The sequence below is a fragment of the Streptomyces spinoverrucosus genome, from assembly GCF_015712165.1.
In the GTDB taxonomy this organism is placed as follows: Bacteria; Actinomycetota; Actinomycetes; order Streptomycetales; family Streptomycetaceae; genus Streptomyces; species Streptomyces spinoverrucosus_A.
The window spans coordinates 2,405,306-2,431,878 of record NZ_JADPZX010000001.1; the positions used below are offsets into that span (position 1 = coordinate 2,405,306).

The 26,573-nt window shown below is 70.0% G+C and carries 24 protein-coding genes; 14 read left to right on the plus strand and 10 right to left on the minus strand.

Going from position 1 to position 26,573, the window contains the following annotated elements; translation table 11 throughout:
- Positions 1-22: 22 nt before the first annotated feature.
- Positions 23-307 (plus strand): hypothetical protein, encoded by a 285-nt coding sequence (locus I2W78_RS10695; protein WP_196458973.1) that lies wholly within the window; start codon positions 23-25, stop codon positions 305-307.
- 57 nt (positions 308-364) lie between these two features.
- Here I2W78_RS10695 and gltX read toward each other — a convergent pair whose 3' ends face one another.
- From gltX to I2W78_RS10710, 3 genes are all read right to left on the minus strand, one after another.
- Positions 365-1,849, minus strand: coding sequence for a glutamate--tRNA ligase (gene gltX / locus I2W78_RS10700; protein WP_196458975.1), 1,485 nt, complete (start codon positions 1,847-1,849; stop codon positions 365-367).
- Positions 1,842-2,618, minus strand: a complete 777-nt coding sequence (locus I2W78_RS10705; RefSeq protein WP_196458977.1) for a fumarylacetoacetate hydrolase family protein — start codon at positions 2,616-2,618, stop codon at positions 1,842-1,844. The genes gltX and I2W78_RS10705 overlap by 8 nt, the downstream gene beginning before the upstream one ends.
- A 158-nt stretch (positions 2,619-2,776) precedes the next feature.
- The gene (locus tag I2W78_RS10710) at positions 2,777-2,965 is read right to left on the minus strand and encodes a hypothetical protein (RefSeq protein ID WP_196458979.1); all 189 of its coding nucleotides are present in this window, start codon (positions 2,963-2,965) and stop codon (positions 2,777-2,779) included.
- Positions 2,966-3,555: 590 nt separating this feature from the next.
- On the opposite strand from I2W78_RS10710, the gene I2W78_RS10715 reads away from it, so the two are divergent.
- The 8 genes from I2W78_RS10715 (at position 3,556) to I2W78_RS10750 (ending at position 14,148) form a co-directional block, all read left to right on the plus strand.
- Entirely contained in the window at positions 3,556-7,374 is a 3,819-nt protein-coding gene (locus tag I2W78_RS10715; protein WP_196458981.1) for a sensor histidine kinase, read from the plus strand.
- A gap of 9 nt (positions 7,375-7,383) precedes the next feature.
- Positions 7,384-7,797, plus strand: coding sequence for a roadblock/LC7 domain-containing protein (locus I2W78_RS10720; protein WP_196458983.1), 414 nt, complete (start codon positions 7,384-7,386; stop codon positions 7,795-7,797).
- A 111-nt stretch (positions 7,798-7,908) separates the two neighbouring features.
- A complete protein-coding gene (locus tag I2W78_RS10725) occupies positions 7,909-8,307 on the plus strand; it encodes a DUF742 domain-containing protein (protein WP_196458985.1) in 399 nt (132 codons plus the stop codon).
- On the plus strand, positions 8,288-8,863 hold the full coding sequence (locus I2W78_RS10730; RefSeq protein WP_196458987.1) for a GTP-binding protein: 576 nt from the start codon (positions 8,288-8,290) through the stop codon (positions 8,861-8,863). The genes I2W78_RS10725 and I2W78_RS10730 overlap by 20 nt, the downstream gene beginning before the upstream one ends.
- A 389-nt stretch (positions 8,864-9,252) precedes the next feature.
- Entirely contained in the window at positions 9,253-12,498 is a 3,246-nt protein-coding gene (locus tag I2W78_RS10735; protein WP_196458988.1) for a sensor histidine kinase, read from the plus strand.
- A 10-nt stretch (positions 12,499-12,508) separates the two neighbouring features.
- Positions 12,509-12,922: a roadblock/LC7 domain-containing protein gene (locus tag I2W78_RS10740; RefSeq protein ID WP_004983065.1), complete on the plus strand. Its 414-nt coding sequence runs from the start codon at positions 12,509-12,511 to the stop codon at positions 12,920-12,922.
- A 94-nt stretch (positions 12,923-13,016) separates the two neighbouring features.
- Entirely contained in the window at positions 13,017-13,586 is a 570-nt protein-coding gene (locus tag I2W78_RS10745) for a DUF742 domain-containing protein (protein WP_196458990.1), read from the plus strand.
- Entirely contained in the window at positions 13,567-14,148 is a 582-nt protein-coding gene (locus I2W78_RS10750; RefSeq protein WP_031224757.1) for a GTP-binding protein, read from the plus strand. Before I2W78_RS10745 ends, I2W78_RS10750 begins: the two co-directional genes overlap by 20 nt.
- Here the strand turns inward: I2W78_RS10750 and I2W78_RS10755 are convergent.
- Positions 14,108-15,271 carry an epoxide hydrolase family protein gene (locus tag I2W78_RS10755; RefSeq protein WP_196458992.1) on the minus strand — a complete coding sequence of 388 codons (1,164 nt, stop codon included), beginning with the start codon at positions 15,269-15,271 and terminating at the stop codon, positions 14,108-14,110. The genes I2W78_RS10750 and I2W78_RS10755 overlap by 41 nt on opposite strands.
- 97 nt (positions 15,272-15,368) lie before the next feature.
- On the opposite strand from I2W78_RS10755, the gene I2W78_RS10760 reads away from it, so the two are divergent.
- Positions 15,369-15,833 carry a MarR family winged helix-turn-helix transcriptional regulator gene (locus tag I2W78_RS10760; RefSeq protein WP_196458994.1) on the plus strand — a complete coding sequence of 155 codons (465 nt, stop codon included), beginning with the start codon at positions 15,369-15,371 and terminating at the stop codon, positions 15,831-15,833.
- Positions 15,834-15,909: 76 nt separating this feature from the next.
- Here I2W78_RS10760 and I2W78_RS10765 read toward each other — a convergent pair whose 3' ends face one another.
- Together I2W78_RS10765 and I2W78_RS10770 are read right to left on the minus strand one after the other, a co-directional pair.
- Positions 15,910-16,107, minus strand: a complete 198-nt coding sequence (locus I2W78_RS10765) for an acyl-CoA carboxylase subunit epsilon (protein WP_196458996.1) — start codon at positions 16,105-16,107, stop codon at positions 15,910-15,912.
- A gap of 57 nt (positions 16,108-16,164) precedes the next feature.
- On the minus strand, positions 16,165-17,760 hold the full coding sequence (locus I2W78_RS10770; RefSeq protein ID WP_230885402.1) for an acyl-CoA carboxylase subunit beta: 1,596 nt from the start codon (positions 17,758-17,760) through the stop codon (positions 16,165-16,167).
- A 323-nt stretch (positions 17,761-18,083) separates the two neighbouring features.
- Here I2W78_RS10770 and I2W78_RS10775 point away from each other — a divergent pair, with 323 nt between their 5' ends.
- Positions 18,084-18,680, plus strand: a complete 597-nt coding sequence (locus tag I2W78_RS10775; RefSeq protein WP_196458998.1) for a YceI family protein — start codon at positions 18,084-18,086, stop codon at positions 18,678-18,680.
- An 80-nt stretch (positions 18,681-18,760) separates the two neighbouring features.
- Here I2W78_RS10775 and I2W78_RS10780 read toward each other — a convergent pair whose 3' ends face one another.
- Positions 18,761-19,168, minus strand: a complete 408-nt coding sequence (locus I2W78_RS10780) for an ATP-binding protein (protein ID WP_196459000.1) — start codon at positions 19,166-19,168, stop codon at positions 18,761-18,763.
- A 112-nt stretch (positions 19,169-19,280) separates the two neighbouring features.
- Here I2W78_RS10780 and I2W78_RS10785 point away from each other — a divergent pair, with 112 nt between their 5' ends.
- Both I2W78_RS10785 and I2W78_RS10790 read left to right on the plus strand, forming a co-directional pair.
- Positions 19,281-20,102, plus strand: a complete 822-nt coding sequence (locus I2W78_RS10785) for a helix-turn-helix domain-containing protein (protein ID WP_196459002.1) — start codon at positions 19,281-19,283, stop codon at positions 20,100-20,102.
- On the plus strand, positions 20,099-20,338 hold the full coding sequence (locus I2W78_RS10790; protein WP_196459004.1) for a DUF397 domain-containing protein: 240 nt from the start codon (positions 20,099-20,101) through the stop codon (positions 20,336-20,338). Before I2W78_RS10785 ends, I2W78_RS10790 begins: the two co-directional genes overlap by 4 nt.
- Here I2W78_RS10790 and I2W78_RS10795 read toward each other — a convergent pair.
- Complete coding sequence (locus I2W78_RS10795; RefSeq protein ID WP_196459006.1) at positions 20,335-20,871, minus strand: DUF2269 domain-containing protein; 537 nt, start codon at positions 20,869-20,871, stop codon at positions 20,335-20,337. The two genes, I2W78_RS10790 and I2W78_RS10795, sit on opposite strands and share 4 nt — an antisense overlap.
- Positions 20,872-21,084: 213 nt before the next feature.
- Between I2W78_RS10795 and I2W78_RS10800 the strand changes: the two genes are divergently transcribed.
- Positions 21,085-21,867 (plus strand): serine protease, encoded by a 783-nt coding sequence (locus I2W78_RS10800; protein WP_196459008.1) that lies wholly within the window; start codon positions 21,085-21,087, stop codon positions 21,865-21,867.
- A 73-nt stretch (positions 21,868-21,940) separates the two neighbouring features.
- Here I2W78_RS10800 and I2W78_RS10805 read toward each other — a convergent pair whose 3' ends face one another.
- Positions 21,941-23,290, minus strand: a complete 1,350-nt coding sequence (locus tag I2W78_RS10805) for a hypothetical protein (protein WP_196459010.1) — start codon at positions 23,288-23,290, stop codon at positions 21,941-21,943.
- 97 nt (positions 23,291-23,387) lie between these two features.
- On the minus strand, positions 23,388-26,402 hold the full coding sequence (locus tag I2W78_RS10810) for a glycoside hydrolase family 3 protein (RefSeq protein ID WP_196459012.1): 3,015 nt from the start codon (positions 26,400-26,402) through the stop codon (positions 23,388-23,390).
- Positions 26,403-26,573 lie beyond the last annotated feature (171 nt).

Consider the following 26,573-nt stretch of genomic DNA (forward strand, 5'->3'; position numbering starts at 1 on the left):
GACAGACTGGCACACTGGGGCCATGAGCGTGTATCGCGTCCAGTTCACCGTCGAGGCCCGTGCGGCTTACGACGCCCTGCCTCCCTCGCGCCAGGACCACCTGGACAGGGCTGTGCGGGTACTGGCGCGTGACCCGTTCCGGAAGCACTCGACCGCACAGTTGGGCCCCGACGAGCATCTGCGCAAGGCGTACGTCGCCCCTGGCGTGATGCTGGAGTACATGGTGGCCGGCGCGATCATGGTCATCGTCGTACTGGAGATCTTCGACGAGAGCGCCTATCTGATCGACGAAGCCGACGCACAGTGACCGACACGCGAGGGGCGGTACCCGGATGCCGGGTACCGCCCCTCGCGTGTGCGTGCCTTACGCCGTCAGCCTGGCCAGCGCCGCGTCGATGCGGGCCAGGGTCCGGTCCTTGCCCAGGACCTCCAGGGACTCGAAGAGCGGCAGGCCGACCGTGCGGCCGGTGACGGCGACACGGACCGGGGCCTGGGCCTTGCCGAGCTTGAGGCCGTGGGTCTCGCCGGCCTCCAGGACGGCCGTCTTCAGCGACTCGGGGCTGGTCCAGTCGGCCGCGTCGAGCTTCTCGCGGGCGGTGCGCAGCAGGGCGTCGGAGCCCTCCTTCATGGCCTTGGTCCAGCTGGCCTCGTCGAAGACCGGCTCCGCCAGGAACAGGAAGTCGACGTTGTCGGTGATCTCGGACAGCACCTTCAGGCGGGTCTGCGCGTGCGGCGCGATGGCCTGCCACTTCACCTCGTCGAAGGCCTCCGGGGCCCACGGGGCGAACGGGGCCTGCAGCCACGGGCGGCAGCGCTCCGTGAAGTCCTTCACATCCAGCAGCCGGATGTGGTCGCCGTTGATCGCCTCGCACTTCTTGAGGTCGAAGCGGGCCGGGTTGGGGTTCACGTCCGCGACGTCGAAGGCCGCGATCATCTCGTCCATCGTGAAGATGTCCTGGTCGGCCGAGAGCGACCAGCCCAGGAGGGAGAGGTAGTTGAGCAGGCCCTCCGGGAGGAAGCCGCGCTCGCGGTAGAGGTTGAGCGACGACTGCGGGTCACGCTTGGAGAGCTTCTTGTTGCCCTCGCCCATCACGTACGGCAGGTGGCCGAACTCCGGGGTCCGCTTGGCGATGCCCAGTTCGATCAGCGCCTTGTACAGGGCGATCTGCCGCGGGGTGGAGGAGAGCAGGTCCTCGCCGCGCAGGACGTGGGTGATCTCCATCAGGGCGTCGTCGACCGGGTTCACGAGCGTGTAGAGCGGGGCTCCGTTGGCTCGTACGATCCCGTAGTCCGGGACGTTCTCCGGGGTGAAGGTCAGCTCGCCGCGGACCAGGTCGGTGAAGGTGATCGTCTCGTCGGGCATGCGGAAGCGGACGATCGGCTCGCGGCCCTGGGCCCGGTACTGCTCGACCTGCGCCTCGGTCAGCTCGCGGCAGTGGCCGTCGTAGCCGGAGGGCCTGCCGGCGGCGCGGGCGGCCTCGCGGCGGGTGTCCAGCTCCTCCTGGGAGCAGTAGCAGCGGTAGGCGTGGCCGGCGTCCAGCAGCTTCTGGGCGACGTCCTTGTAGAGGTCCATGCGCTGCGACTGGCGGTACGGCGCGTGCGGGCCGCCGATCTCGGGGCCCTCGTCCCAGTCGAAGCCGAGCCAGCGCATCGAGTCGAGCAGCTGCTCGTAGGACTCCTCGGAGTCGCGGGCCGCGTCGGTGTCCTCGATGCGGAAGACCAGGGTGCCGCCGTGGTGCCGCGCGAACGCCCAGTTGAACAGGGCGGTGCGAACCAGGCCCACGTGCGGGTTACCGGTGGGCGAGGGGCAGAAACGGACGCGTACGGGGGAGCCGGGTGCGCTAGCCACGCTTGACAACCTTGTTGGTGAGAGTGCCGATGCCTTCGATGCTGACGGAGACCTCGTCGCCGACAGCGAGGGGGCCGACCCCTGCCGGGGTGCCCGTGAGGATCACGTCGCCGGGGAGCAGCGTCATGGCCTCGGAGATGTTGACGATCAGATCCTCGATCGGGTGGATCATCTCGCTGGTGCGGCCGAGCTGGCGTTGCTGTCCGTTGACGGTCAGCTGGATGGTCAGGTCGCTCGGTTCCAGGTCGGTCTCCACCCAGGGGCCGAGCGGGCAGGAGGTGTCGAAGCCCTTGGCCCGGGCCCACTGCTTCTCGCGCCGCTGGACGTCGCGGGCGGTGATGTCGTTGGCGCAGGTGTAGCCGAGGATGACGTCCCGCACGCGCTCGCGGGGGACCTCGCGGCACATGCGGCCGATGACGACGGCGAGCTCGGCCTCGTGGTGGAGTTCCTCGGAGAAGGAGGGGTACTGGATCTCGTCGCCGGGGCCGATCACCGAGGTGGACGGCTTGAAGAAGGCGAACGGGGCGTCGGGCACCTCGTTGCCCAGCTCGCGGGCGTGCTCGGCGTAGTTGCGGCCGAAGGCCACGACCTTGTTGGGGAGGACCGGCGGCAGCAGCCGTACCTTGCTCAGCGGCACCTTGGTGCCGGAGAGCTCGAAGTCCGCGAACGGGATGCCCTTGATGATGTCGAGGACGAGCTCGTCCGGCTTGTCACCCTCGACCGCGCCGAAGGCGACGTTCCCGTCGATGGAGAACCTGGCGATGCGCACGAGATCCTTGCGCCCCTTACCTGAACTGGCTGGAGTCTGACGCTCCAGGCTATCTCGGCAGGGCCTGCCCGGCGGGTCAGGGCGGGGCGGTGCCTGCCCTGTGGGGCGGGGCGCCCTGCGCACTGGCTCGCGCGGGGCGCCCCGTGGTGTGTTCGGTACTACTCGGCCGCCGCGGCTCCGACGGGGGCCTCCATCAGGACCGTGCGTCGGGGGTTGGCGGTCTGGGTGGGGAGGTCGACGGAGTGCTCCGGGTGGTCCGGGGTCGCCAGCTCGTCGGCGTCGTCGAGGTGCGCCAGGGTGGTGCGCCGCGGGTTGGCTATCGTGCGGAACATCATCGTCGTCTTCACGGTTGTACTGAACCCTGTCGTGTACGGGGCGCCGGAAGCGCCGGTTGGCAGAATGTCGCCTCTTGTAAAGCGTCAGGCTAAACATCCGATTCCCCGCCGATGGCACGAAGCGGCCTGGAGCTCCGTGTGAGTTTGCTCACGAACTCGCGCTCAAATCGGTCAATTCAGGCTCGCAACTCATGCCAACGAAACGGACATTGACCCACTGAAGCTCTCATTCCGCTCCTGATCATGGCGACTGGGACACCCCGCACACCCCGGCGACTCGTTCGGTTATGTCCGCTATAAGGCGGAGGTCGCTCTACGTGTCGTGACGTCACCCTCACGTGGTGTCACGGAGGTCACAGCCTGACCAACTGGCCTTGTTGGAGATCCTGCACTGTGCTGGAATTCCACGGACCGCCGCAGGATCGAGCCGGCGCGCAGGGGGCGCGAAACAGCGTCGCTCCTGACGAGTGAGCGGCGAGAAGGGGGAGTCCAGCGCCGGTCACTCACGACCACCCGGGTGCGTATTCAGGGCGTGCCCGACATCGCCGACACCGTCCTTCCGTTCACGCGGAGGGGCGCCTGGTCCAGAGGTTGCGACGCTAGTGCAGGGACGTTTCAAGAGGGATGGCAGCGGTTCGGCGGAGCCGGAGCCGCACGGCGGGACTGGCCCCATGGCCGGCAGCTCCTCGCCCCAGCACGCCCAGGGCCAGGGCCCGGCCCCGTCCGGCGACGGCGGTCCGCGCTCCGGGCGCACCGGCGCGTCCACGGCCTCCGGTCGCCCCGGCGCCTCGGCGTCCCCGGGCTCTTCCACCCCCGCTCCGACGGTGAAGCCGTCGCAGGGCGCGACCGGCCCCGGGCCGCGAATAGCCCTGCGCAACTGGCGCATCTCCACCCGCCTGGTGGCGCTGCTCACGCTCCCGGTGGTCGCGGCCACCTCGCTCGGCGCGCTGCGCATCAGCCAGTCCATGGACGACATCGAGCAGCTCGACAACATGAAGCTGCTCACCGAGATGACCAAGCAGGCCACCGAGCTGGCCGCCGCCCTCCAGGAGGAGCGCGACCAGTCCGCCGGCCCGCTGGCGCACGGCTCGACCACCAGCCCGATCACGGTCAAGGGCTTCCAGGACAAGACGGACCGGGCGCTGGAGAACTTCCTCAACGCCTCCGAGGAGGTCGACGCCGCCAGCAAGGACGGCAACCTCCAGGGCGTGCGCGACAGCGTGGTCGGTCTCGCCCGTGACCTGAACGGCCTCAACGAGATCCGCAACAACGCCTACGAGGCCGAGGGCAACTCCACGCAGACCGTGGAGGCCTACCACCGCCTCATCACGCACCTGCTGGACCTCTCGCAGGACATGGCGGAGGCGACCAGCAACCCCGACATGATCCAGCGCACCCGCGCGCTGTCCGCGTTCTCCGCCGCCAAGGAGTACGCGTCGATCCAGCGCGCGGTCCTGGCGGCGGCCCTGCCCGCCAACAGCAAGACCTTCGGCGAGCTCTCCGAGAACGACCGGCTCTACGCCCAGTCGGCGCTGGAGAGCCAGGTCTCCGAGCTGCGCAGCTTCTCCAGCATCTACGGCGACGGCGCCGAGGAGCTGCTGGGGCCCATCGACCAGAACAACGCCACCATCGAGGCCACCGACAAGTACGCCAGCCGCGCGCTGAACCGCCAGGACGGTCTTCGGGGCCTGGAGAAGCGGTCGTACCGGGACTGGCTGGACGACAGCTCCACCAAGATCCAGCAGATGAAGAACATCGAGCGCACGCTGCTGGAGCAGATGGAGCAGAAGGCGCGCGAGCTGCGCAGCGAGTCGGAGCGCGAGGCGATCATCTCCGGTGCGCTGGTGCTGGTCGTGCTCGGTGTCTCGCTGGTCGGTGCCTTCGTGGTGGCCCGGTCCATGATCCGGTCGCTGCGGCGGCTGGAGGACACCGCGACCAAGGTCGCCCAGGACCGGCTGCCCGAGCTGGTCAAGCAGCTGTCCGAGTCCGACCCGCAGGACGTCGACACGTCCGTGGAGTCGGTCGGTGTGCACTCCCGCGACGAGATCGGCCGGGTGGCCGCGGCCTTCGACGACGTGCACCGCGAGGCGGTCCGCCTCGCCGCCGAGCAGGCCCTGCTGCGGGGCAACGTCAACGCGATGTTCACCAACCTCTCGCGCCGCTCCCAGGGTCTGATCCAGCGCCAGCTGTCGCTGATCTCCGAGCTGGAGTCGCGTGAGGCGGACCCGGACCAGCTGGCCTCGCTGTTCAAGCTGGACCACCTCGCCACCCGTATGCGCCGGAACGGCGAAAACCTCCTCGTCCTCGCCGGTGAGGAGCCCGGCCGGCGCTGGACCCGGCCGGTCCCGCTGGTCGACGTGCTGCGTGCCGCCGCGTCCGAGGTGGAACAGTACGAGCGCATCGAACTGGCCTCGGTGCCGACCACCCAGGTGGCCGGCCGCGTGGTCAACGACCTCGTGCACCTGCTCGCCGAGCTGCTGGAGAACGCCACCTCGTTCTCCTCGCCGCAGACCAAGGTCAAGGTCACCGGTCACGCGCTGCCCGACGGCCGCGTGCTGATCGAGATCCACGACACCGGTATCGGCCTGTCCCCCGAGGACCTCGCCCAGATCAACGAGCGGCTCGCCTCGCCGCCCACCGTGGACGTCTCCGTCTCCCGCCGCATGGGTCTGTTCGTGGTCGGCCGCCTGTCGCAGCGCCACGGCATCCGCATCCAGCTGCGCCCGTCCGACTCCGGTGGTACGACCGCGCTGGTCATGCTGCCGGTCGACGTGGCCCAGGGCGGCAAGAAGCCGCAGGGCAATCCCGGTCAGGGCGGCCCCGGTGGCGGTGGCGGTCCGGCCGCCGCGCAGGCCGCCGCCGGTGCGGCCGCGGCCCGGCGTGGCAACGGCCCGTCGCTGGGCGCCGGTGCGCCCGGTGGTGGTGCCCTGGGCGCCGGTGCGTCCGGCGGTGGCCGGCTCGGCGCCGGTCAGGGCCCGCGTGCCGCGCTGCCGGGCCGCGACTCGGGCGGTGCCCCGGGTGCGCCGGGCGGGGCGCGTGGACCGCAGACTCCCCCGGCCCCGCAGCAGGGCCGGCCGGCCGGTGTGGGCAACGCCCAGACGCCGGTTCCCCCGCAGGGCCAGGAGGCCCGCGGCCCCGTGGCACCGCAGCGCGGCGACGCGAACGCCGGTGGCGGGCGCGGCCGGCGTGGCCGTCAGCCGCAGCTGCCGCCGCGTGGCGGAGCGCGGGCCGAGCTGCCGGGCGGCAACGAGCCGCAGCAGCGCCCGAGCTGGAGTGACGAGAACGCGCAGCCGCCGGTGTCGCGCGCCGCGCTGGACACCCCGCGCGGCCACGACGAGCAGCGGGACCCGTCGCAGACGGCCCCGATGCCGCGCATCGACGACCGGCAGGGCCCGGGCTCCACCTCCGAGTTCCCCCGCGTCGACGACCGCCAGGGCCCCGGCGCGAACGGATCGCAGAACAACGGCCAGTTCGTCCGCTCGGACGTCTTCGGCGGCCCGTCCGGCCCGGCCGGTCCCTCCGCGCCGAGCAACCCGAACAACCCGTCCGACACGGGCCAGTTCGCCGCACCGCAGGGCTACGACAACGGCTCCACCGGCCAGTACCCCGCGCCGCAGCGGCAGGACAACGGCGCGACCGGCCAGTACGCCGCGCCGCAGGGCTACGACAACGGGTCCACGGGTCAGTTCCCGGCTCCGTCGGGCTACGACAACGGGGCTACCGGCCAGTACGCCGGGTACGACGGCTCCTCCACGGGTCAGCACTCGCTGCCCGGCGGCCGCCAGAACTCCTCCGGCACCGGCCAGTTCGAGCGCCCGCAGGGCGACTTCGCCGGCCACCGGCCGCCGGCCCCGCAGCGTCCGCAGCAGCGGCCCGGCCGCCCGGAGCCGGAGGCGCTGCCGCCGGCGTCGGGTCCCGGTGACGGGCGTACGCCGCTGTACGACACGCTGGAGACGAACTGGTTCCGCGGCCAGGCAGGCCAGGCGGGTCAGCCCGGTCAGCCCGGTCAGCAGTCGCAGCCGGGTCAGCAGTCCCAGCCGAGCCGGCCCGAGCGCCCGCAGGGCAACGGCGCCGCGCCGGCCCCGCAGCAGCCGCAGGGCCCCTCGGCTCCACAACGTCCCGCCGCTCCCGCCTGGCGCAGCTCGCCGAACGACGACCTCGTCCGGCAGGCCGAGCGCGTCCGGCAGCCTGCCGCGGGCGGTGTCACCACGTCCGGCCTGCCGCGTCGAGTGCCCCGGGCGAACCTCGTCCCGGGCACGGCTCAGCAGCAGCCGCACCAGAGCGGTCCGCAGGTCTCGCGCGCCCCACAGGACGTGCGCGGTCGGCTGACCAACCTCCGTCGGGGTATCGCACAGGGCCGTCAGGCCGGGTCCGGCCAGACGGGCAGTTTCCCGAGCCCCACTCACCAGCAGGAGCGTTAGTTGAGTCCGATGAGCCAGGCGGCACAGAACCTGAACTGGTTGATCACCAACTTCGTGGACAACACCCCCGGGGTGTCCCACACCGTCGTCGTGTCCGCCGACGGTCTCCTCCTGGCGCTGTCGGAGGGCTTTCCGCGCGATCGCGCCGACCAGCTGGCGGCGGTCGCATCGGGGCTCACCTCACTGACGGCCGGGGCGTCCCGGATCTTCGAGGGCGGCAACGTGGCGCAGACCGTCGTGGAGATGGAGCGGGGATTCCTCTTCCTCATGTCCGTCTCGGACGGCTCGTCGCTCGCCGTTCTCGCGCACCCTGACGCGGACATCGGCCTCGTCGGCTACGAGATGGCGCTGCTGGTAGACCGGGCGGGAGCGGTGCTCACCCCGGACCTGCGCGCCGAACTGCAAGGAAGTCTGCTCCACTAACGTCCCAGGATCCACCCGTCTCACCAAATCACCGTCCGGCCGCCACAATCCCCCCACCGGCCACCGTCAGACGGCACGACTGACCAACTTGCTGTCCCGCCCGGAGGATTCATGACCCCGCCCACCGCCTCTCATGATCCGTACACAGATCCGTACGGGGACGAGGGCGACCAGCCGCTGGTACGTCCGTACGCGATGACCGGCGGCCGGACCCGGCCGCGCTATCAGCTCGCCCTGGAGGCGCTGATCAGCACCACGGCCGACCCGGCAGCGCTCATGGGACTGCTCCCGGAGCACCAGCGCATCTGCCACCTGTGCCGCGAGGTGAAGTCGGTCGCCGAGGTCTCGGCGCTGCTCGCCATGCCGCTCGGTGTGGCGCGGATCCTTGTCGCGGACCTGGCCGAGGCCGGACTCGTGGCCGTCCACCAGCCGGGCGGCGACGAGGCCAACGGCGGTGCGCCCGACGTGACACTGCTCGAAAGGGTGCTCAGTGGCCTTCGCAAGCTCTGAACCGAGAGGTGCCACCACCTCTGCCAAGATCGTGGTGGCGGGCGGCTTCGGCGTGGGCAAGACCACGTTCGTGGGCGCCGTCTCGGAGATCAACCCGCTGCGCACCGAGGCGGTCATGACGTCCGCGAGCGCGGGCATCGACGACCTCACGCACACCGGGGGCAAGACCACCACGACGGTGGCGATGGACTTCGGCCGTATCACGCTGGACCAGGACCTGATCCTGTACCTGTTCGGTACGCCGGGTCAGGACCGCTTCTGGTTCATGTGGGACGACCTGGTGCGCGGCGCCATCGGCGCGGTGGTCCTGGTGGACACCCGCCGGCTGGCGGACTGCTTCCCGGCGGTGGACTACTTCGAGAACAGCGGCCTGCCGTTCGTGGTCGCCCTCAACGGCTTCGACGGGCAGCAGCCGTACGCGCCGGAGGAGGTCCGCGAGGCGCTGCAGATCGGTCCGGACACCCCGATCATCACCACCGACGCCCGGCACCGGGCCGACGCCAAGTCCGCGCTGATCACGCTGGTGGAGCACGCTCTGATGGCCCGGTTGAAGTAGCACTCAAGTGAGCGGCTTCGTACGGCAGTTGCCGTAGGGGTCGTCATCGTGACAGCGGAGCCGGCTGTGGCCTTTGACACGGTCGGCTTCGGTGTTCATAACGTTTCGGCAGAGGAATCCGGTGGTACCGCCACGCGTCGCGGTCACATGGTCTCGCTGCGCGCACAAAAGCCCCGTCTTTTGACGGGGCTCGCTCTTTATGACCGTTTTATCTAGGGCTTACCTCGGGGGGAATCAGCCCTTTCCCATGTTTGGAAGAGCGCAGGTCGACGTGCTGGAATGCCTGAACTGCCCAAAGGTCAAAGACGTACTCAGTGGTCGATGGCGATCTGGGCTCTGAGACACTGCGGCACGACGTAGGTGCCCGCCGCCGAGAGGTTGTTGGTCGAGTGAGGCGAAGCAACAAAGGTCCCGAGCCGCCCGCCCGGGGCAACTTCACCCCGCCGCCGCGCGGAGCGGCGCCCGCCCCTGCTGTGCCCGGTTCGGAGCAGGTGGCCGCGCCCGCTCCGAGCGGCGGCCGTTTCTCCCCGCGCAACTGGCGCGTGGCGACCCGGCTGAACGCGATCCTGCTCATCCCCGTGCTGGTCGGCCTGGTCATGGGCGGCTTCCAGGTGAAGGGCTCGATCGACACCTGGCAGGAGGCCGAGGACGCGGAGAACACCGCGCGTCTGGTCCGGGCCGCCCTGACTTATGGCGACGCGCTCTACAACGAGCGTGACGTCACCGCGTCCCCGCTGTTGCTGGGCCGCGACCAGGCCACCGTCACGCAGGCGCGCAAGCAGACCGACGAGGCCGCCGACGCCTTCGACGAGGCCGCCCAGAACATGCCGCAGAAGGCGGGTCTGGAGCGCCGGCTGAGCCTGCTCCGTGAGGCGGAGCCCAAGCTCCAGGAGCTGCGACAGGTCGCCTACACCTCCCGGCTCACCGGCGTGCAGACGGAGGAGGGCTACGTCCAGGTCGCCCACCCGCTGATGGAGTTCGCCAACGAGCTGGGCCTGGGCACCGGAAACATCACCAGCTACGGCCGGACCGTCTACGCGATCTCGCTGACCAAGGCGGCGCTGTCGCTGGAGCGCTCCATCGGTATGCACCTGCTGGTCAAGCCGGGCCCGAAGGACACCGACCTGGCCAAGCAGCGCGTGGCGCTCTCCTCGTACGCCTACCTGGAGGGCATCGCCGTCGAGGAGTACATCGGCGGTGGTACCGAGGCCGACGCGCAGAAGCTGGAGGACGCCGAGGCCAGGATCAAGGCGGACGGCCAGCAGCAGGCCAAGGAAGCCCTGGCCAAGGACCCGGACTACAAGGCGCCGCCGTCCGACCCGACCGTGATGGTCGCGGCCGTCGCGGGTCTGACCACCACCGACGCCTCCGCGCGGGACGCACTCGCCCAGCAGGGCATCACCGCCGAGAACTGGTGGGCGGTGAACACCCTCAAGTACAACGCGTACCGCCAGATCGAGTCGGACCTGGCCGACACCGCGGTGAACGAGGCCGCGAGCATCGCCGACGACGCCAAGCAGGACGCCATCATCACCGGCGCCATCGTCGTGGTCGCCCTGCTCGCCGCGTTCATCCTGGCCGGCATGGTGGCCCGCCAGATGAGCCGCTCGATGCGCCAGCTGCGCAACGCCGCCTTCGGCATCGCCGAGCAGCGCCTGCCGATGCTGGTCGACCAGCTCTCGCGCACCGACCCGGGCCGCGTCGACACCCGCGTCTCGGCCATCCCGATCACCTCCACGGACGAGATCGGCGAGGTCGCCCGGGCCTTCGACCAGGTGCACCGCGAGGCCGTCCGGCTCGCCGCCGAGCAGGCTCTGCTGCGGGGCAACATCAACGCGATCTTCACCAACCTCTCGCGTCGCAACCAGTCGCTGATCGAGGGCCAGCTGACCCTGATCACCGACCTGGAGAACAACGAGGCCGACCCGGACCAGTTGGAGAACCTCTTCAAGCTGGACCACCTGGCGACCCGTATGCGCCGCAACGGCGAGAACCTCCTGGTCCTCGCCGGCGAGGAGCCCGGCCGCCGCTGGGACCAGCCGGTCCCGCTGGTCGACGTGCTGCGCGCCGCCTCCTCCGAGGTGGAGCAGTACGAGCGCATCGAGATATCCGGCGTGCCCGAGGCCGACATCCACGGCCGTGCCGTGACCGACCTCGTGCACCTGCTGGCCGAGCTGCTGGAGAACGCGACCACGTTCTCCTCCCCGCAGACCAAGGTCCGCGTCACGGCGACCCGTCTCCCCGACGGCCGCGTGATGATCGAGATCCACGACAAGGGCATCGGCCTGACCGCCGAGGACTTCGCGGACATCAACCACAAGCTGGCCAACCCGCCGACCGTGGACGCCGCGATCTCCCAGCGCATGGGCCTGTTCGTGGTCGGCCGACTGTCCGACCGGCACGGCATCCGCGTCCAGCTGCGCCCCTCCGGCGAGCAGGCCGGCACCACCTCGCTGGTCATGCTCCCCGACGCCATCACGCACGGCGGTGGCGGCGAGCAGGCGCCGGACCGCGAGGAGTTCACCGTCTCGCAGATCATCCCGGAGCAGCAGTTCCAGGGTGAGAGCTTCAGCCAGCCGATGCGTACGGCCGCCGAGCTCGGCTTCGACGACAGCCGCTACACCGAGGTCCCCGACGACATCCGCGAGCTGGACCCGGTGGGCCGCTCCCTGATGCGCGAGGAGCGCCGCGCGGCCCTGGAGGCCCAGACCCACGGCCAGCAGCCCGGCCAGGAGCCCACCGAGGCCCAGGCGTACGCCGACGGCGGCTACGACGGCCGACAGGGCCAGCAGGCCTACGACAACGGCGGCCGGCCGTACGACGCCGGTCAGCCCGGCTACCCCGACCAGGCCGCGGCCTACGGTCAGCAGTCGGCGTACCAGGACCAGACGTCGTACGAGGACCCGCAGCAGCGGTCGTACGACGAGCAGTACTACGCGCCGAACGGGATGCCGCAGGGCGATGGTTTCCAGGCCAACGGCGGCTACCCGGAACCCGGTTATGCGGAGCCTGCCCAGGAGGCGCCCGCGGCGGTGCCGTCCGGGTCGTCGGAGAGCTTCTCGGCCTTCGAAGAGCAGTCCTACCAGGGCGACTGGCAGCAGCGGGACGGCTACCAGAACGGGTACGCCGACCAGTACGCTCCCGAAACGGAATCTGCGCAGGCCGCTGACGCGAGTGCGCGGGACCGCGTAGGCTTCGACCGTCCGGGACCGGGCAACACCGCAGCGCACGCGCTGACCGACGCCGGGCTTCCCCGCCGGGGATCCACCGGTGACGGCCAGGCGGCCGGCCGGCCCGCGAACCGGGACGCGGCGGCCCCTTCGGCGGAGAACAACGCCGACGACGGCTGGCGCTCGGCGAACGACGAGCGCTGGCAGCAGGCCTCGCAGCTCCGCAAGCCGAAGGCGGGCGGGGTTACCTCCTCCGGCCTGCCGCGGCGGGTGCCCAAGGCCAATCTGGTCGAGGGTGCCGCGGAGTCGACCCCGCAGGGCGGCCCACAGGTCTCCCGCGCCCCCGAGGACGTCCGGGGCAGGCTGAGCAACCTGCGCCGGGGTGTCCAGCGGGGACGCAGCGCAGGAAGTGAAACGAACGGCCAGGGCTTCGGTCCTGACAGCACCTACAACCAGGAGCGTTAGTGTGAGCCCGATGAGCCAGGCGGCACAGAACCTGAACTGGTTGATCACCAACTTCGTGGACAACACCCCCGGGGTGTCCCACACGGTGGTGGTCTCCGCCGACGGACTCCTTCTGGCGATGTCCGAAGGCTTCCCCCGCGACCGCGCCGACCAGCTCGCGGCCGTCGCCTCCGGTCTGACCTCACTGACCGCCGGCGCCTCGCGCATCTTCGAGGGCGGCAGCGTGAACCAGACGGTTGTGGAGATGGAGCGAGGATTCCTCTTCATCATGTCCATTTCCGACGGGTCGTCGCTCGCGGTTCTTGCGCACCCCGAAGCGGACATCGGCCTCATTGGGTACGAGATGGCGCTTCTGGTCGACCGTGCGGGCACGGTCCTGACTCCGGATCTTCGTGCGGAGCTCCAAGGAAGCCTTCTCAACTAAAAGACAGACGGTGCGATTTCGCGTCCCGTGGCCGTAAGGTTTCGGGACGCGGCTCCACAGCGATGGGTGCCCGGCACAGTCGGAGGAGGAGAAAGTGGCAACACCCCCAAGCGGTTCATCAGGCAACTGGTCGTACGGCCCTGGCCAGGGGCAGAACGACGGTTCCCCGAACCGGTACAACTTCCCCTCCGCACCGAGCCACCGGCAGCCGTACGCGCCACAGGGGCCCGGCCCCGCGCCGTACGACCAGCCGAACGCGCCGCGCATCCAGCCCGTGCAGCCGCAGCGCCGCACCCCTGAGCCGGCGCCCGCCGGGGCGTCGAACAACCCCCTGGTGCGCCCGTACGCGATGACGGGCGGCCGCACCAGGCCGCGGTACCAGCTCGCCATCGAGGCGCTGGTGCACACCACCGCGGCTCCGCACCAGATGCAGGGCCAGCTGCCCGAGCATCAGCGGATCTGCAACCTCTGCCGGGAGATCAAGTCGGTGGCGGAAGTCTCCGCCCTCCTGACGATCCCTCTCGGCGTGGCCAGGATCCTCGTCGCCGACTTGGCGGAGGCGGGCCTGGTCGCCATCCATCAGCCCGGCGGCGACGAGAACGCCGGCGGCCAGCCAGACGTGACACTGCTCGAAAGGGTGCTCAGTGGACTTCGCAAGCTCTAGCGGCGGTCCTTCCCGCTCCACCACCTCCGCGAAGATCGTGGTGGCGGGCGGCTTCGGCGTGGGCAAGACCACGTTCGTCGGCGCCGTCTCGGAGATCAACCCGCTGCGCACGGAGGCCGTCATGACGTCTGCTTCGGCAGGCATCGACGACCTCACCCACACCGGAGACAAGACGACCACGACGGTCGCCATGGACTTCGGCCGTATCACGCTGGACCAGGACCTGATCCTGTACCTCTTCGGTACGCCCGGCCAGGACCGCTTCTGGTTCATGTGGGACGACCTGGTGCGCGGCGCCATCGGCGCGGTGGTGCTCGTGGACACCCGGCGCCTGGCCGACTGTTTCCCCGCGGTGGACTACTTCGAGAACAGCGGCCTGCCGTTCGTCATCGCCCTCAACGGCTTCGACGGCAACCAGCCGTACAACCCCGACGAGGTGCGCGAGGCCCTGCAGATCGGCCCCGACACCCCGATCATCACCACCGACGCCCGCCACCGCGCGGACGCCAAGTCGACGCTGATCACGCTGGTCGAGCACGCTCTGATGGCGCGCCTGCGGTAGCCGTACGACCTCGAAGGGCCCTTTCCGCCAGGAGGGGGCCCTTCTTCGTGTCGAGGAAGAAGTCCCGGACGTCCTGGGCGAGCAGCTCGGGCACTTCCATCGCGGCGAAGTGGCCGCCGCGCTCGAACTCCGACCAGTGCCTGATGTCGTACAGCCGCTCGGCCAGCGGTCGCACCGACTGGGTGATGTCGTGCGCGAACACCGCGACGCCGACCGGCACTTGGCACGGCACGGCCTGCCCCCGCGGAGCGTCGTGGTGCAGCCGCGCCGAGGAGGCCGCGGTGGCGGTCAGCCAGTACAGCGAGACGTCGGTGAGCATCCGATCGTCGCTGATCGGCGCGCGCGGGTCCGTCCACTGCGCGAAGCGCTCGGCGATCCAGACCAGTTGGCCGACCGGCGAGTCGGTCAGCGCGTAGCCGATGGTCTGGGGGGTGAGGGCCTGCAGCGCCTGGTACGGCGGACGATGGGCCATCAGCTGCCTGACCTTGTCCAGCCGGGCCTCGTCCGTCGCGGACAGCTCGACGCCGGCGTCCGGGTCCGGCCGGGTCGGCAGGTAGTTGATGTGCACGCCGACGACCTGCTCGGGCGCCACCGCGCCGAGCGCCAGGGAGATGCCCGCGCCGAAGTCCCCGCCCTGCGCGCCGTAGCGCTCGTAGCCGAGACGGCGCATCAGCTCGGCCCAGGCCCGCGCGATCCGGACGGCGTCCCAGCCGCGCTCGTGGGTCGGCCCGGAGAAGCCGTACCCCGGGATGGAGGGAATCACCAGGTGGAAGTCGCGTGACAGCGGCTCGATCACATCGAGGAACTCCAGGAACGAGCCGGGCCAGCCGTGGGTGAGGATCAGCGCGAGCGCGTCCGGCTTCGCGGACTGGACGTGGACGAAGTGGATGTTCTGGCCGTCGATCTCGGTGGTGAAGTGCGGCAGTTCGTTGAGCTCGGTCTCCTGCGCACGCCAGTCGTAGCCGGTGCGCCAGTACTCGGCGAGCTCCTTCAGCCGCGCCAGCGGGAAGCCGTAGTCCCATCCGGCGTCGGCGACCTCGTTGGGCCAACGGGTGCGGGTGAGGCGGTCGTTCAGGTCGTCGAGGTCGGCCTGGGGGATGTCGATGCGGAACGGCTTGATCATGGTCTTCGCTCCAGTGAGATTCGTTCGAAGCCCAAACGTTCGTGGCACTAACGAAGGTAGACTGTTAGTGGCACTAACACAAGAGGCGGAGGACCCCATGAGCCCGAACCCCGACCCCACCCCGGCCCGGCTGCGCGCCATCCCCAGCCGGCTGCTCGCCGGGGCCGCGGTCGTCGCCGACCGGCTCGTCGGCGAGCGCCTGGCCGCCGAGGGCGCTCACAAGTGGCACTTCGCCGTGCTGACCGCCCTGACCGAGGCCGGCGCCGCCAGCCAGGCCGAACTCAGCCGCCGCACCGGCATCTACCGCAGCGACATGGTCGCCGTCCTCAACGACCTCGCCGACGCCGAATGCGTCCGTCGCGACCCCGACCCCGCCGACCGCCGCCGCAACGTCATCACCCTCACCCCCATCGGCCGCCGCCGGCTGGAGCGCCTCGACGCGCTCATCGCCGACGCCCAGCGCGAGTTGCTCGCCCCCCTCTCACCCGGCGAACAGGGCGAACTCACCCGCCTGCTCGCCGCCCTGACCGAGCACCACCAGCCCCCGCACGACGCGCGATAGGCCATCCACACGAAAAGGGGCCCCTCTCATCAGAGGGGCCCCTTCAGCGTGTGGGGAACCGGTCGAGCGATGCTGCCTAGCCGTGCCAGCTGTGCGGGGCCCGGAAGCCCGGCTCGCGCTCCAGGCGGCGCCAGCCGGCCTTGGCGCGGCCGCGGTGGGCCGGGGTGGACGTGGCGGTGTGGGCGGCCGCGCGGGCCAGCAGGATCGCCGTGATGGCGGCGACTTCCTCGGGCTCGGCGTGGCCCTTCTCGACGCGGATGTCAGGGCTGTTCATGGATGTCAGTCTCCGTGAGAGAGGTTTCCGCGGGGGTGCCGCGGAGCGTCCGCTGGGTTACTGCGGGGGGTTGCCGTGCTTGCGCGAGGGCAGGTCGGCGTGCTTGGTGTGCAGCATCGCCAGGGAGCGGATGAGGACCTCGCGGGTCTCGGCGGGGTCGATGACGTCGTCCACCAGGCCGCGCTCAGCCGCGTAGTACGGGTGCATGAGCTCGGACTTGTACTCCTTGACCATCTTCTGACGCATGGCCTCGGGGTCCTCGGCGTCGGCGATCTGGCGGCGGAAGATGACGTTGGCGGCACCCTCCGCGCCCATCACGGCGATCTCGTTCGTCGGCCAGGCGTACGTGAGGTCCGCGCCGATGGACTGGCTGTCCATGACGATGTAGGCACCTCCGTAGGCCTTGCGCAGGATCAGGGAGATCCGCGGCACGGTCGCGTTGCAGTACGCGTACAGCAGCTTCGCCCCGTGACGGATGATCCCGCCGTGCTCCTGGTCGACACCCGGAAGGAACCCGGGGACGTCCAGGAAGGTCACGATCGGGACGTTAAAAGCGTCACACATCTGGACAAAGCGTGCAGCTTTTTCACTCGCCTCGATATCCAGGACGCCCGCCAGCACCTGCGGCTGGTTGGCGATGATGCCGACCACCTGGCCGTCCAGCCGGGCCAGCGCGCAGATGATGTTGCGCGCCCAGCGCTCGTGGACCTCCAGGTACTCGCCGTCGTCGACGATCTCCTCGATGACCTTCGTCATGTCGTACGGCCGGTTCCCGTCCGCCGGCACCAGGTCCAGCAGGACGTCGGAGCGGCGGTCGGGGGCGTCGGAGGACTCCACCCGGGGCGGGTTCTCCCGGTTGTTCTGCGGGAGGAGGGAGAGGAGGTAGCGCACCTCGGCGAGGCAGGTCTCCTCGTCGTCGTACGCGAAGTGGCAGACGCCGGAGGTCTCGGCGTGCACGTCGGCGCCGCCCAGGCCGTTCTGGGTGATCTCCTCGCCGGTCACCGCCTTGACCACGTCCGGGCCGGTGATGAACATCTGCGAGGTCTCGCGGACCATGAAGACGAAGTCGGTCAGGGCGGGCGAGTACGCCGCGCCGCCCGCGCACGGGCCGAGCATCACGCTGATCTGCGGGATGACGCCGGACGCCTTGGTGTTGCGCTGGAAGATGCCGCCGTAGCCGGCCAGGGCGCTGACGCCCTCCTGGATCCGGGCGCCGGCGCCGTCGTTGAGCGACACCAGCGGGGCACCGGCCGCGATGGCCATGTCCATGATCTTGTGGATCTTGGTGGCGTGCGCCTCACCGAGGGCGCCGCCGAAGATGCGGAAGTCGTGGGCGTAGACGAAGACCGTACGGCCCTCCACCGTGCCCCAGCCGGTGATGACACCGTCGGTGTACGGCTTCTTGGCCTCCAGGCCGAAGCCGGTCGCCCGGTGCCGGCGCAGTTGCTCGACCTCGCGGAAGGAGCCCGGGTCCAGGAGCAGCTCGATGCGCTCCCGGGCGGTCAGCTTGCCCTTGGCGTGCTGGGCCTCGGTCGCCCTCTCGCTGGGGCCGGCCAGCGCCTGCGCACGGATCTCGTGCAGCTCGGCCACTCGCCCGCGCGCGTCCGCCGGCTCGCCGGTCGCCTCACCCGTCGCCTCATCCAAAACGGTCATGCAGCGACCTTACGAAGGACACCAAGGAAAGTGGGCCGTCGACTCCGTACAGTCTCCGGGGCGTTTTCCTGGTACCCCTGAACAGAACCAGGGCGGCATGCAGGCGTTCCGACTGCTCAGAGGGCTTCGGCGTTGTAGGGGTCGCACAAAATGGTCAGCCGGTAGCCACGCAAGATTCATGTCCGGCCCATGCCATCCATGGAGTGACACGCGAGGGTATCGCGACATCTGGCGGATGACGTTGAAACTTGAACAGAATAGGTCTACGGTCGGTATCGGCACATCGTTGAAGATTCAACAGCCTCATCTCCAAGGAGCACACCATGGGCATCTTCGGCAGCAAGAACACCTCGACCGCGAACACCGCCGTGAACCCGGAGCTGGCCGCCCTGACCGGCGACTACACGCTCGACCCCGCGCACACCACGATCGGCTTCGTCGCCCGGCACGCCATGGTGACGAACGTGAAGGGCAAGTTCCTCGACTTCACCGGCTCGCTGCACCTGGACGGCGCCGACCCGTCGAAGTCCACCGCGACCATCGACGTCACGATGGACAGCATCGACACGGGCAACGCCGACCGGGACACCCACCTGAAGAGCTCGGACTTCTTCACCACGGAAGAGTTCCCGACGATGACGTTCCGCTCCACCAAGGCGGAGGCGCTCGGCGGCGACGACTACCGCATCACCGGTGACCTGTCGATCCTCGGTGTCACCAAGCCGATCACGATCGACCTGGAGTTCAACGGCGCCGCGAAGGACCCCTTCGGCAACGACCGGGTCGGCTTCGAGGGCAAGGCCGAGATCCTGCGTTCCGAGTGGGGCCTGACCTGGAACGCGGCGCTGGAGACGGGCGGTTTCCTGGTCTCCGACAAGATCAAGCTGAACTTCGACATCTCGGCGATCAAGAACGCGTGACGGCGGTACGACCGCCCGCCGACGCCTCTGGAGCGCGCCCGCCTTCCACTCCCCCGACGGGAGGGCGGGCGCTCACTGCATCACTCTCGCACCGCGAACTCGCACCACACGATCTTGCCGGGGTGCCGCTCCCCCACCCCCCACTTGTCCGCGAGGGCGGCGACGAGGAGAAGGCCTCGGCCCTGTTCCGCGTCCAAGGAAGCGTCCGGCGTGCGGACTTCGCCCGTCCCGCTGTCGTGGACGGCGACCCGCAGCACGCCCTCGGAGTACAGGGTGAGCCGGACGAGGAAGCCGCGGCCTGCTGGTACGCCGTGCAGTAACGCGTTGGTGGCGAGCTCGCTCACGCAGAGCAGTACGTCGTCGCCGCGCTCGGCCATGCCCCACTCGGTCAGCGTGTCGCCGGTGAACTCGCGTGCCAGACGCACCGATCTGCGGTCCCGGCGGTAGAACGCCTCGCGGGTGTAGGGGTGTTGGGGTTGTGCGTTCATGCGCCCAATGTCACAGGGAGTCACTATCGTGAATCAGTGAGTGAAGTCGTAGTTCTCATTGCTACGGGTTCACTACGAGGAGTTCGGCTGCGTACGGGGGAAAGGTCCACGCATGCACACGGCGAAGAAGACCAAGAAGGTCGGTTCCTGGCAGGCGGTCGGTGCGGTGCTCGCCCACTACCGGAAGCGAGCCCGTCTCACGCAGGAGCAGTTCGCCGAGTTGGCGAACATTCACGTGGACACGGTGGGGTCCATCGAGCAGGGGCGGCTCGCGCTTCAGCCGGATCGGGCGGTGGAGTTCGACGAACTGCTGGGGACGGGTGGGGGGTTGGCCGTGCTGGTGGAGAGGATGCCGGTGCGGGAGAGGATCGTGCAGTTCGCTCAAGGTCTCGTCGATCACGAACAGGAGGCGGTCAGCCTCCTGTCGTACGATGCTCAGGTGGTTCCCGGGCTTCTCCAGACCCGGGACTACTGCCGGGCCGTCTTCGACTTCAGGTATCCGGCAATCGGGAGTGAGACGGCCGAGCAGTGGGTGAACGCCCGCATGGAACGGCAGTTGGTCTGGCAACGGGAACGGCCGCCCGTGGGCCACTTCGTCTTGGAGGAGAGCGTCCTGCGACGCCAGGTCGGCGGCCCTGAGGTGATGCGTGAACAGATCCGGCAAATCCTGGAGTACACCGAGCCCGTACACATGAGCGTGCAGATCATGCCGATGGACCGGACACCACACGCCGGTCTCGACGGGCCCCTGGTGCTGCTGGAGACCCCGGAACACGAGCGCCTGGTCTACCTGGAAGTGCAGCGCGCGAGCTTCCTCGTCGATGACCCAGATGAGGTCAGCGACTATCACCACAAGTATGGAATGCTGCGGTCACAGGCCCTCTCTCCCGACGAGAGCGTGCGCCTCTTGAACGGACTGCTAGGAGAGTCATGAAGACCGCGTGGTTCAAGTCCAGCTACAGCGGCAGCGAAGGCGGCAACTGCCTCGAAGTCGCCTACACCTGGCGCAAGTCCAGCTACAGCAGCAACGAGGGCGGCGACTGCGTCGAGGTCGCCACTCACACCACCGCCATCCACATCCGCGACTCAAAGACCCCCGACGGCCCGATCCTCACCGTCTCCCCCGACACCTGGACCACCTTCCTCGCTCGGGGCCGGCGCCGGGACTAGGCAGTCTCGGTGACCCGCCCGGCCGTCACCGTTCCGCGCGCCGCAGCCCGCATCCTGCGGCCCCGGCGGGTCAGTCCCCAGGGCTTGAGTATCGAGATCACCGTCATGAAGACGTAGGCGGACAGCGACACGACCGGTCCCATGAGGATGTCGCCGGCCTCCGGCAGTCCTTCCCCGGCCGCCACAGCCGTGACCGCGGCGTTCACTCCCGGACGCAGGGCGAAGGCCGTGGCGGTGGTCGTGGCCAGGGTCAGCCAGAACTTCGTGTAGACCCACCGGTGCCTGGCCAGTCCCCACTGGGTGCCCAACGACAGCAGCAGACCGCTTACTAGCGTGCAGAACGCGACAGGAAGCAGGAGCCAGTCGGCGAAGAGCTTCATGGCCCGCACCGACGCCTCCACCGTCACGGCGGAGTCGGTGGTGGCCGCGGTGGCGCCGAGCGCGAGCAGCCCGAGCGTGAGCCCGAGCCAGCTCGCGGAGGCGGTTACATGCGTGACAAGAAGGGCCCGGCGTGCGGGGCGGCTGAGTTTCACAGGCACCACCGTGCCGGGCACCGGGGGTGCGGGGCGTCTGACAGCGGGAGTAAGCGGCCGTACGCGCCTCGGCGTACATGACGGCTTGCCGTGCGGGATGGCCGGATTGTGATGCCCGCGTGGAGGGTCGGAGGGCTCATAATCCAGCAAACGGGAATTGACATGCGCCTGACATTCCCGCTCCTCCCCAGACCCCCCACGGAAGGCGTCAAGGTGAAGACTTTCCTCAAGGCCCTCAAGAGATGCGCGGCCGCCGGTGCGGCCGCGCTCGCGATGGTCAGCCTTCAGCCCGTGTCGGCCGCGCAGGCGGCCCCCGCGCCCGTCGTCGGCGGTACGCGCGCCGCGCAGGGCGAGTTCCCGTTCATGGTCCGGCTGTCGATGGGCTGTGGCGGTGCGCTGTACACCCAGCAGATCGTGCTGACCGCCGCCCACTGCGTGGGCGCCACCGGCAACAACACCAGCATCACCGCGACCGCCGGTGTGGTGGACCTGCAGTCCACCAACGGCCGTGTCCAGGTCCGCTCCACCAAGGTCTACCGAGCCCCCGGCTACAACGGCGACGGCAAGGACTGGGCCCTGATCAAGCTCGCCCAGCCGATCAACCTGCCGACCCTGAAGATCGCCACCACCGCGCAGTACAACACCGGCACCTTCACCGTGGCCGGCTGGGGCGCGGCCCGCGAGGGCGGTGGCCAGCAGCGCTATCTGCTCAAGGCGGACGTGCCGTTCGTCAGCGACGCCACCTGCCGTTCCTACAGCGGCTACAGCGGGCTCATCGCCGGCGAGGAGATCTGCGCCGGGTACACGGCCGGCGGCGTCGACACCTGCCAGGGCGACTCCGGCGGCCCCATGTTCCGCCGGGACGCGGCCGGTGCCTGGGTCCAGGTCGGCATAACCAGCTGGGGCATCGGCTGCGCCCGCCCCAACGCCCCCGGTGTCTACACCGAGGTCTCCACCTTCGCCTCCGCGATCGCCTCGGCGGCGGCCACCCTCTAGTTCCTGGTTCGCAAGCAGCGGGCCCGGTGCCGTGTCGGCACCGGGCCCGTCCCGCGTCTGGGGCGGACGACGGTCAGAATCCGCCTCCGAAGTCGCCGCCGCCACCGAAGTCCCCGCCTCCGAAACCACCCCAGCCGCCGCTGAAGTCGTCGGTGTTGAAGTCCGCGCCGGAGACGTCACCGCCCTCGTAGCCGGCGCCGAAGTCGCCGTAGCCGGAGCCGTAGTCGGCCGCGTAGGACGGGGTCGCCATGGCGCTGCCGAGCAGCGTGCCGACGAGCAGGCCGGGGAGGATGCCGCCGCCGAAGTAGCCGCCGGCCCAGGGGCCGTAGGCCGGGCCCGCGTCCCAGTACGGGCGGCGGCCGGAGGCCGTGTCGACCTCGCGGATCATCGGGTCCCGGCCGTCGGACAGGCGGGCCTGGTCGGCCGCGCAGACCGGCACCTCGCGGGTCGCGCCGCCCGTCGGCGTCCAGGTGACGTCGGCGACCGAGGGGCCGTGGCGCGGGTCGAAGAAGCACGGCGGACGGCGGTCGGGGAGCGGGTGCCCCTCGCGGCGGGCGGCCAGCGTCGCCAGCGCGAAGCGGCCGTCGTCCAGGCACTGCGTGACCGCCCGTACGTCCTCCGGCTTCTGGGCGGCCGCCATGTGCGACTTGGCCTTCTCGTAGGCGTCCAGCGCGTGTTCGTAGTCCGCGCGCATGGTGTCGTCGGCGCCGGGTTCGGCGGGGTGGAAGTCCAGGCGGTCCAGTTCCTCGCCGAAGGCGGTGATGTCCTCGTCGACCACCACCCGCAGCTTCTCCAGCGCCGCCCGCTGCTCCTCCTCGTGGCGGCGGCGGTTGCGGCGGGCGATCGCGTACGCGCCCGCGCCACCGGCGGCCAGTACCGCGCCGAGGGTGATCAGGCCGGTGGCCGAGACGCCGTCGCCGGTGCCCTCGCTCCAGCTGCTCGGCGCCGTGCCGCCCACGTTGCGCAGCGCGCTGTCGACGAAGTCGTTCAGCTGGGCCTTGGCGTCGCCCGCGCTCTGCACGGACGTGACCAGGTTGGACACGGCCGAGCGGCTCAGCACGGCGCTGTCGGCGCGGGCGTCGAACTCGTCGCCGAGCCGGATGCCGTACAGGCCGGTGACACCGGTTTCGGTGCGCAGGTTCTGGAAGAGGTTCGCCTGGGGATAGTCGGACGGCAGGACCGCCACGAAGACGGGCTTGTCCGCGTCCCTGATCTTGTCGGCGAGCGCTTCGGCGTCCGACTCCGACAGCACGTCGGAGGCGGCCGGATCCACGTAGACCGGGCTCTCGCGCAGGGCCTCGGCGACCTTGGACAGGTCGGTGGCCGCGTATGCGCCGGGCGCACCGGCCACCAGTACCGCCAGCACGGCGGCGACAGGCACGATCAGCAGGCGTACGAGCCTTCGTACGAACGCGGCCTTCATATCTTCGAAGCTACCTGAATGGGTGCAGAAAGGGACATCGGTCCCGGAGGAAATTCCCCCGGGACCCCCGGGACCGATGTCGACGGCGGTGTGTCGCTCACGCCGCCTTGTACGCGGTGGTCAGTTTCTCCACCGCCGCTTGGTACCGGCCGGTCAGCAGCAGGTGGTCCGCCTCGGCGAACGGCTTCGCCACCGAGGCCGTGACGTCCTGCCCGATCCGCTGCTGGACGAGCAGCCGCGCCTTGGTGACGATCGCGCGGCCCGTCTCCTCGGCGCCCGCCCTCTCCGCCGCCCTGGCCGCGAGGCCGAGCGCCTTCAGGGTCAGGGTGCCGCCCTCGGGGACCCTGGTCAGGGTGGTCAGACCCCAGCCGTACGGGTACTGCGGGTCGTACGAGGCGTCCCCGACGTTGATCGGCAGCTGGGCCTGCGACTTCGGCCAGGTCACCGGCAGCTGCCCGGTGAAGGGCCGCCTGCCGTACAGCACGTCGGCCACACCGTCGCCCTCCGTGCCCGGCAGCCAGGACGCGACCAGCGCGTCGATCTCGCCGAGCCGGTCGCCGATCAGCTGCGGGCGCCCGGAGACGATCAGCACCGCGCACTTCATCGCCGCGCACACCTTGTCCACGGCTGCCTGATCGGCGGCGCTCAGCTCCAGATCGTTGCCGTTGCCGACGTCTCCGACGCCCTCGGCGTACGGGGTCTCGCCGACCACCACGACGCCGACGTCATGACCGGCGGTCGGCGCGGAGGCGTCCTTGGACCAGGTGACCTCCCCGCCCGCCTTGCGGATGCCCTCCAGGACGGTCGTCCCAGGAGTGATGTCACCGGACGAGCCCTGCCAGGTGATGGTCCAGCCGCCGGTCTGGTTGCCGATGTCGTCGGCGTTGGATCCGGCGACGTACACCTTCTGGGAGCGCTTCAGGGGCAGCAGGCCGCCGCTGTTCTTCAGCAGCACCTGCGACTCGGCCGCCGCCTCGCGCGCCACCGCGCGGTGTTCGGCGGAGCCGATCCTCGACGCGCCGCTGGTGTCGGCGTACGGCTGCTCGAAGAGGCCCAGCTTGAACTTCTGCGTGAGGATGCGGGAGACGGCGTCGTCGATCCGCCGCTCGTTGATCCGGCCCGCCCGCACCTCGTCGATCAGGGTGGTGCGGAAGTCCCGGTAGGCGTACGGGACCATGATCATGTCGAGGCCGGCGTTGATCGACGTACGGACGTCGGAGGCGTAGTCGCCCGGGATCTGGTCGATGGCCGCCCAGTCGCTGATGACGAAGCCCTCGAAGTCCATCCGGCCCTTCAGCACGCCGTTGATCATGTCCGCGTCGGCGTGCATCTTGACCGGGCCCTTGTCGTCGCCGATCAGGTCGAGGGAGGAGTAGGACGGCATGACCGTGCCCACGCCCCGGTCGACGGCCTCGTAGTACGGCGACAGGTGAACCGCCTCCAGCTCCTCGCGGGTGACCTTGGTGACGCCCTGGTCGATCGTGTAGGTGCCGGTGGTCGAGGAGCCGTACTCGGTGCCGCCGTCGCCGACGAAGTGCTTGGCGGTGGCCAGGACCTTGTCGTCGCGGTCCAGGTCACGGCCGTCCGCGCGGCCCTGAAGGCCCTGGATGACCGTCTCCATCGACTCGACCAGCGCCGGGTCCTCGCCGAAGGCCTCGTAGGAGCGGCCCCAGCGTTCGTCGCGGGTGACGCACAGGCAGGGGGCGAAGTCCCAGGGGATGCCGGTGGCGCGCACCTCGGCGGCGGTCACCGCGCCCGTCTCGTAGGCGATGTCGGGATCTCTGGTCGCTCCGATGCCGATGTTGTGCGGCATGATCGTCGCGCCGACCACGTTGTTGTGGCCGTGCACCGCGTCGACGCCGTAGATCAGCGGGATCTGGAAGCGGGTGGCCTGCGCGCGCAGCTGGAAGCCGTCGATCATCTTCGCCCAGGCCTCGGGGGTGTTGGGCGTCGGTGTCGAGCCGCCGCCGGAGAGGAGTGAGCCGAGGTCGTACGCGGCGATGTCCCCGGCGCTCGTGAGCGCGCCGCGCTCCGCCTGGGTCATCTGGCCGGCCTTCTCCTCCAGGGACATGCGGGAGAGGAGATCGGCGACGCGCCTGTGCACCGGCAACCCGCTGTCGAGATACGGCAGTCCATGGGCGTCGACGACGACCTGCGGGGTTTCGGCGGGCGCCTTGGCTCCGGTGACCGTGAGCTTCAGAGGGATGGTCTCGGCGGGTTCGGCGGACCTGTCCTTGCGCGTGGGGACCTTGACGGTGTGGGTGGTGCCGGAGGCGGTGCCAGCGGGGAAGGTGTACTCGCCCTTGACGGGGGTGTAGTCGGCGCCGGAGGCGGTGCCGCCGCTCGTCTCGTACGCCACGGTCACCGGCTCGTCGAGGGGGGCCTCGCCGGTGGTCGCGACCGTGAGCCGCACCTTCGCCGTGCCGCCCTCCCGCACCGGGTGGACGGCGGAGTCGGTCACGACGGAGGCCCGCAGCGACTGGTCCGCCCGGCCGTACAGCTCGACGGCGTCCATCGCGAACTCGCCCTTGACGCCGACGGGGAGCGTGACGGCGTACCCCCACATCTCGGTGAGGCCGAGGACGTGGTCGATGCCGCCGACGGGCTGGTAGTCGGTTCGGTAAGTGAAGTCGGTGAAGGGGATCTCGATCTGTTTCCAGCCGGTGAAGTCGTCGGTGAAGGACGTCGTCCACAGCTCGGACGCCTCACCGTTGGCGCCGCCGTCCTTGAGTTCGAAGGCGATCTTCTGGCCGTTGTTCCGCCCGTCCCACCAGAAGCGGATGCCCCGGTGGGCGGACCAGTCGTGGGCGGGCTCGGCGAAGGCGAAGTCGTGGGTGAAGCCGCCGTAGCCGCTGATGTCGTAGGTGCCGGAGAGCACCTTCTCGCCCTCGGGGGCGTCGTCGCGGGCGGTCAGCGAGAGGGTGGGCGGGTCGTCGGTGTCGCCGCCCCAGGTGAAGATGCCCCCGGCGGGTGGATTCGCGAAGGGCACCTCGCCCTCGAAGCGGTCGACGGGCACGGGGGCGGGATCGGCGGCGGCCACCGCGCTCGCGGAAGCCAGCGGGAGCAGTCCGGTGAGCAGGGCGGCACAGGCGAGCAGGGCGGTTCTTCGCATGGAACGTCCCTCGACTCTCGTAAGTCACTTACGCCTTAGATCATGGCGTGAGTTAACTGAAGGCGGCCGCTTCGGTCAAGACTTCACGTCAGAACCGGTACAGAGACAACTCGCTGCCGCATCTGGGCCGTTGTCTGTTCGGCTTCTGAATGCGCGACCCCTTGACGCGCG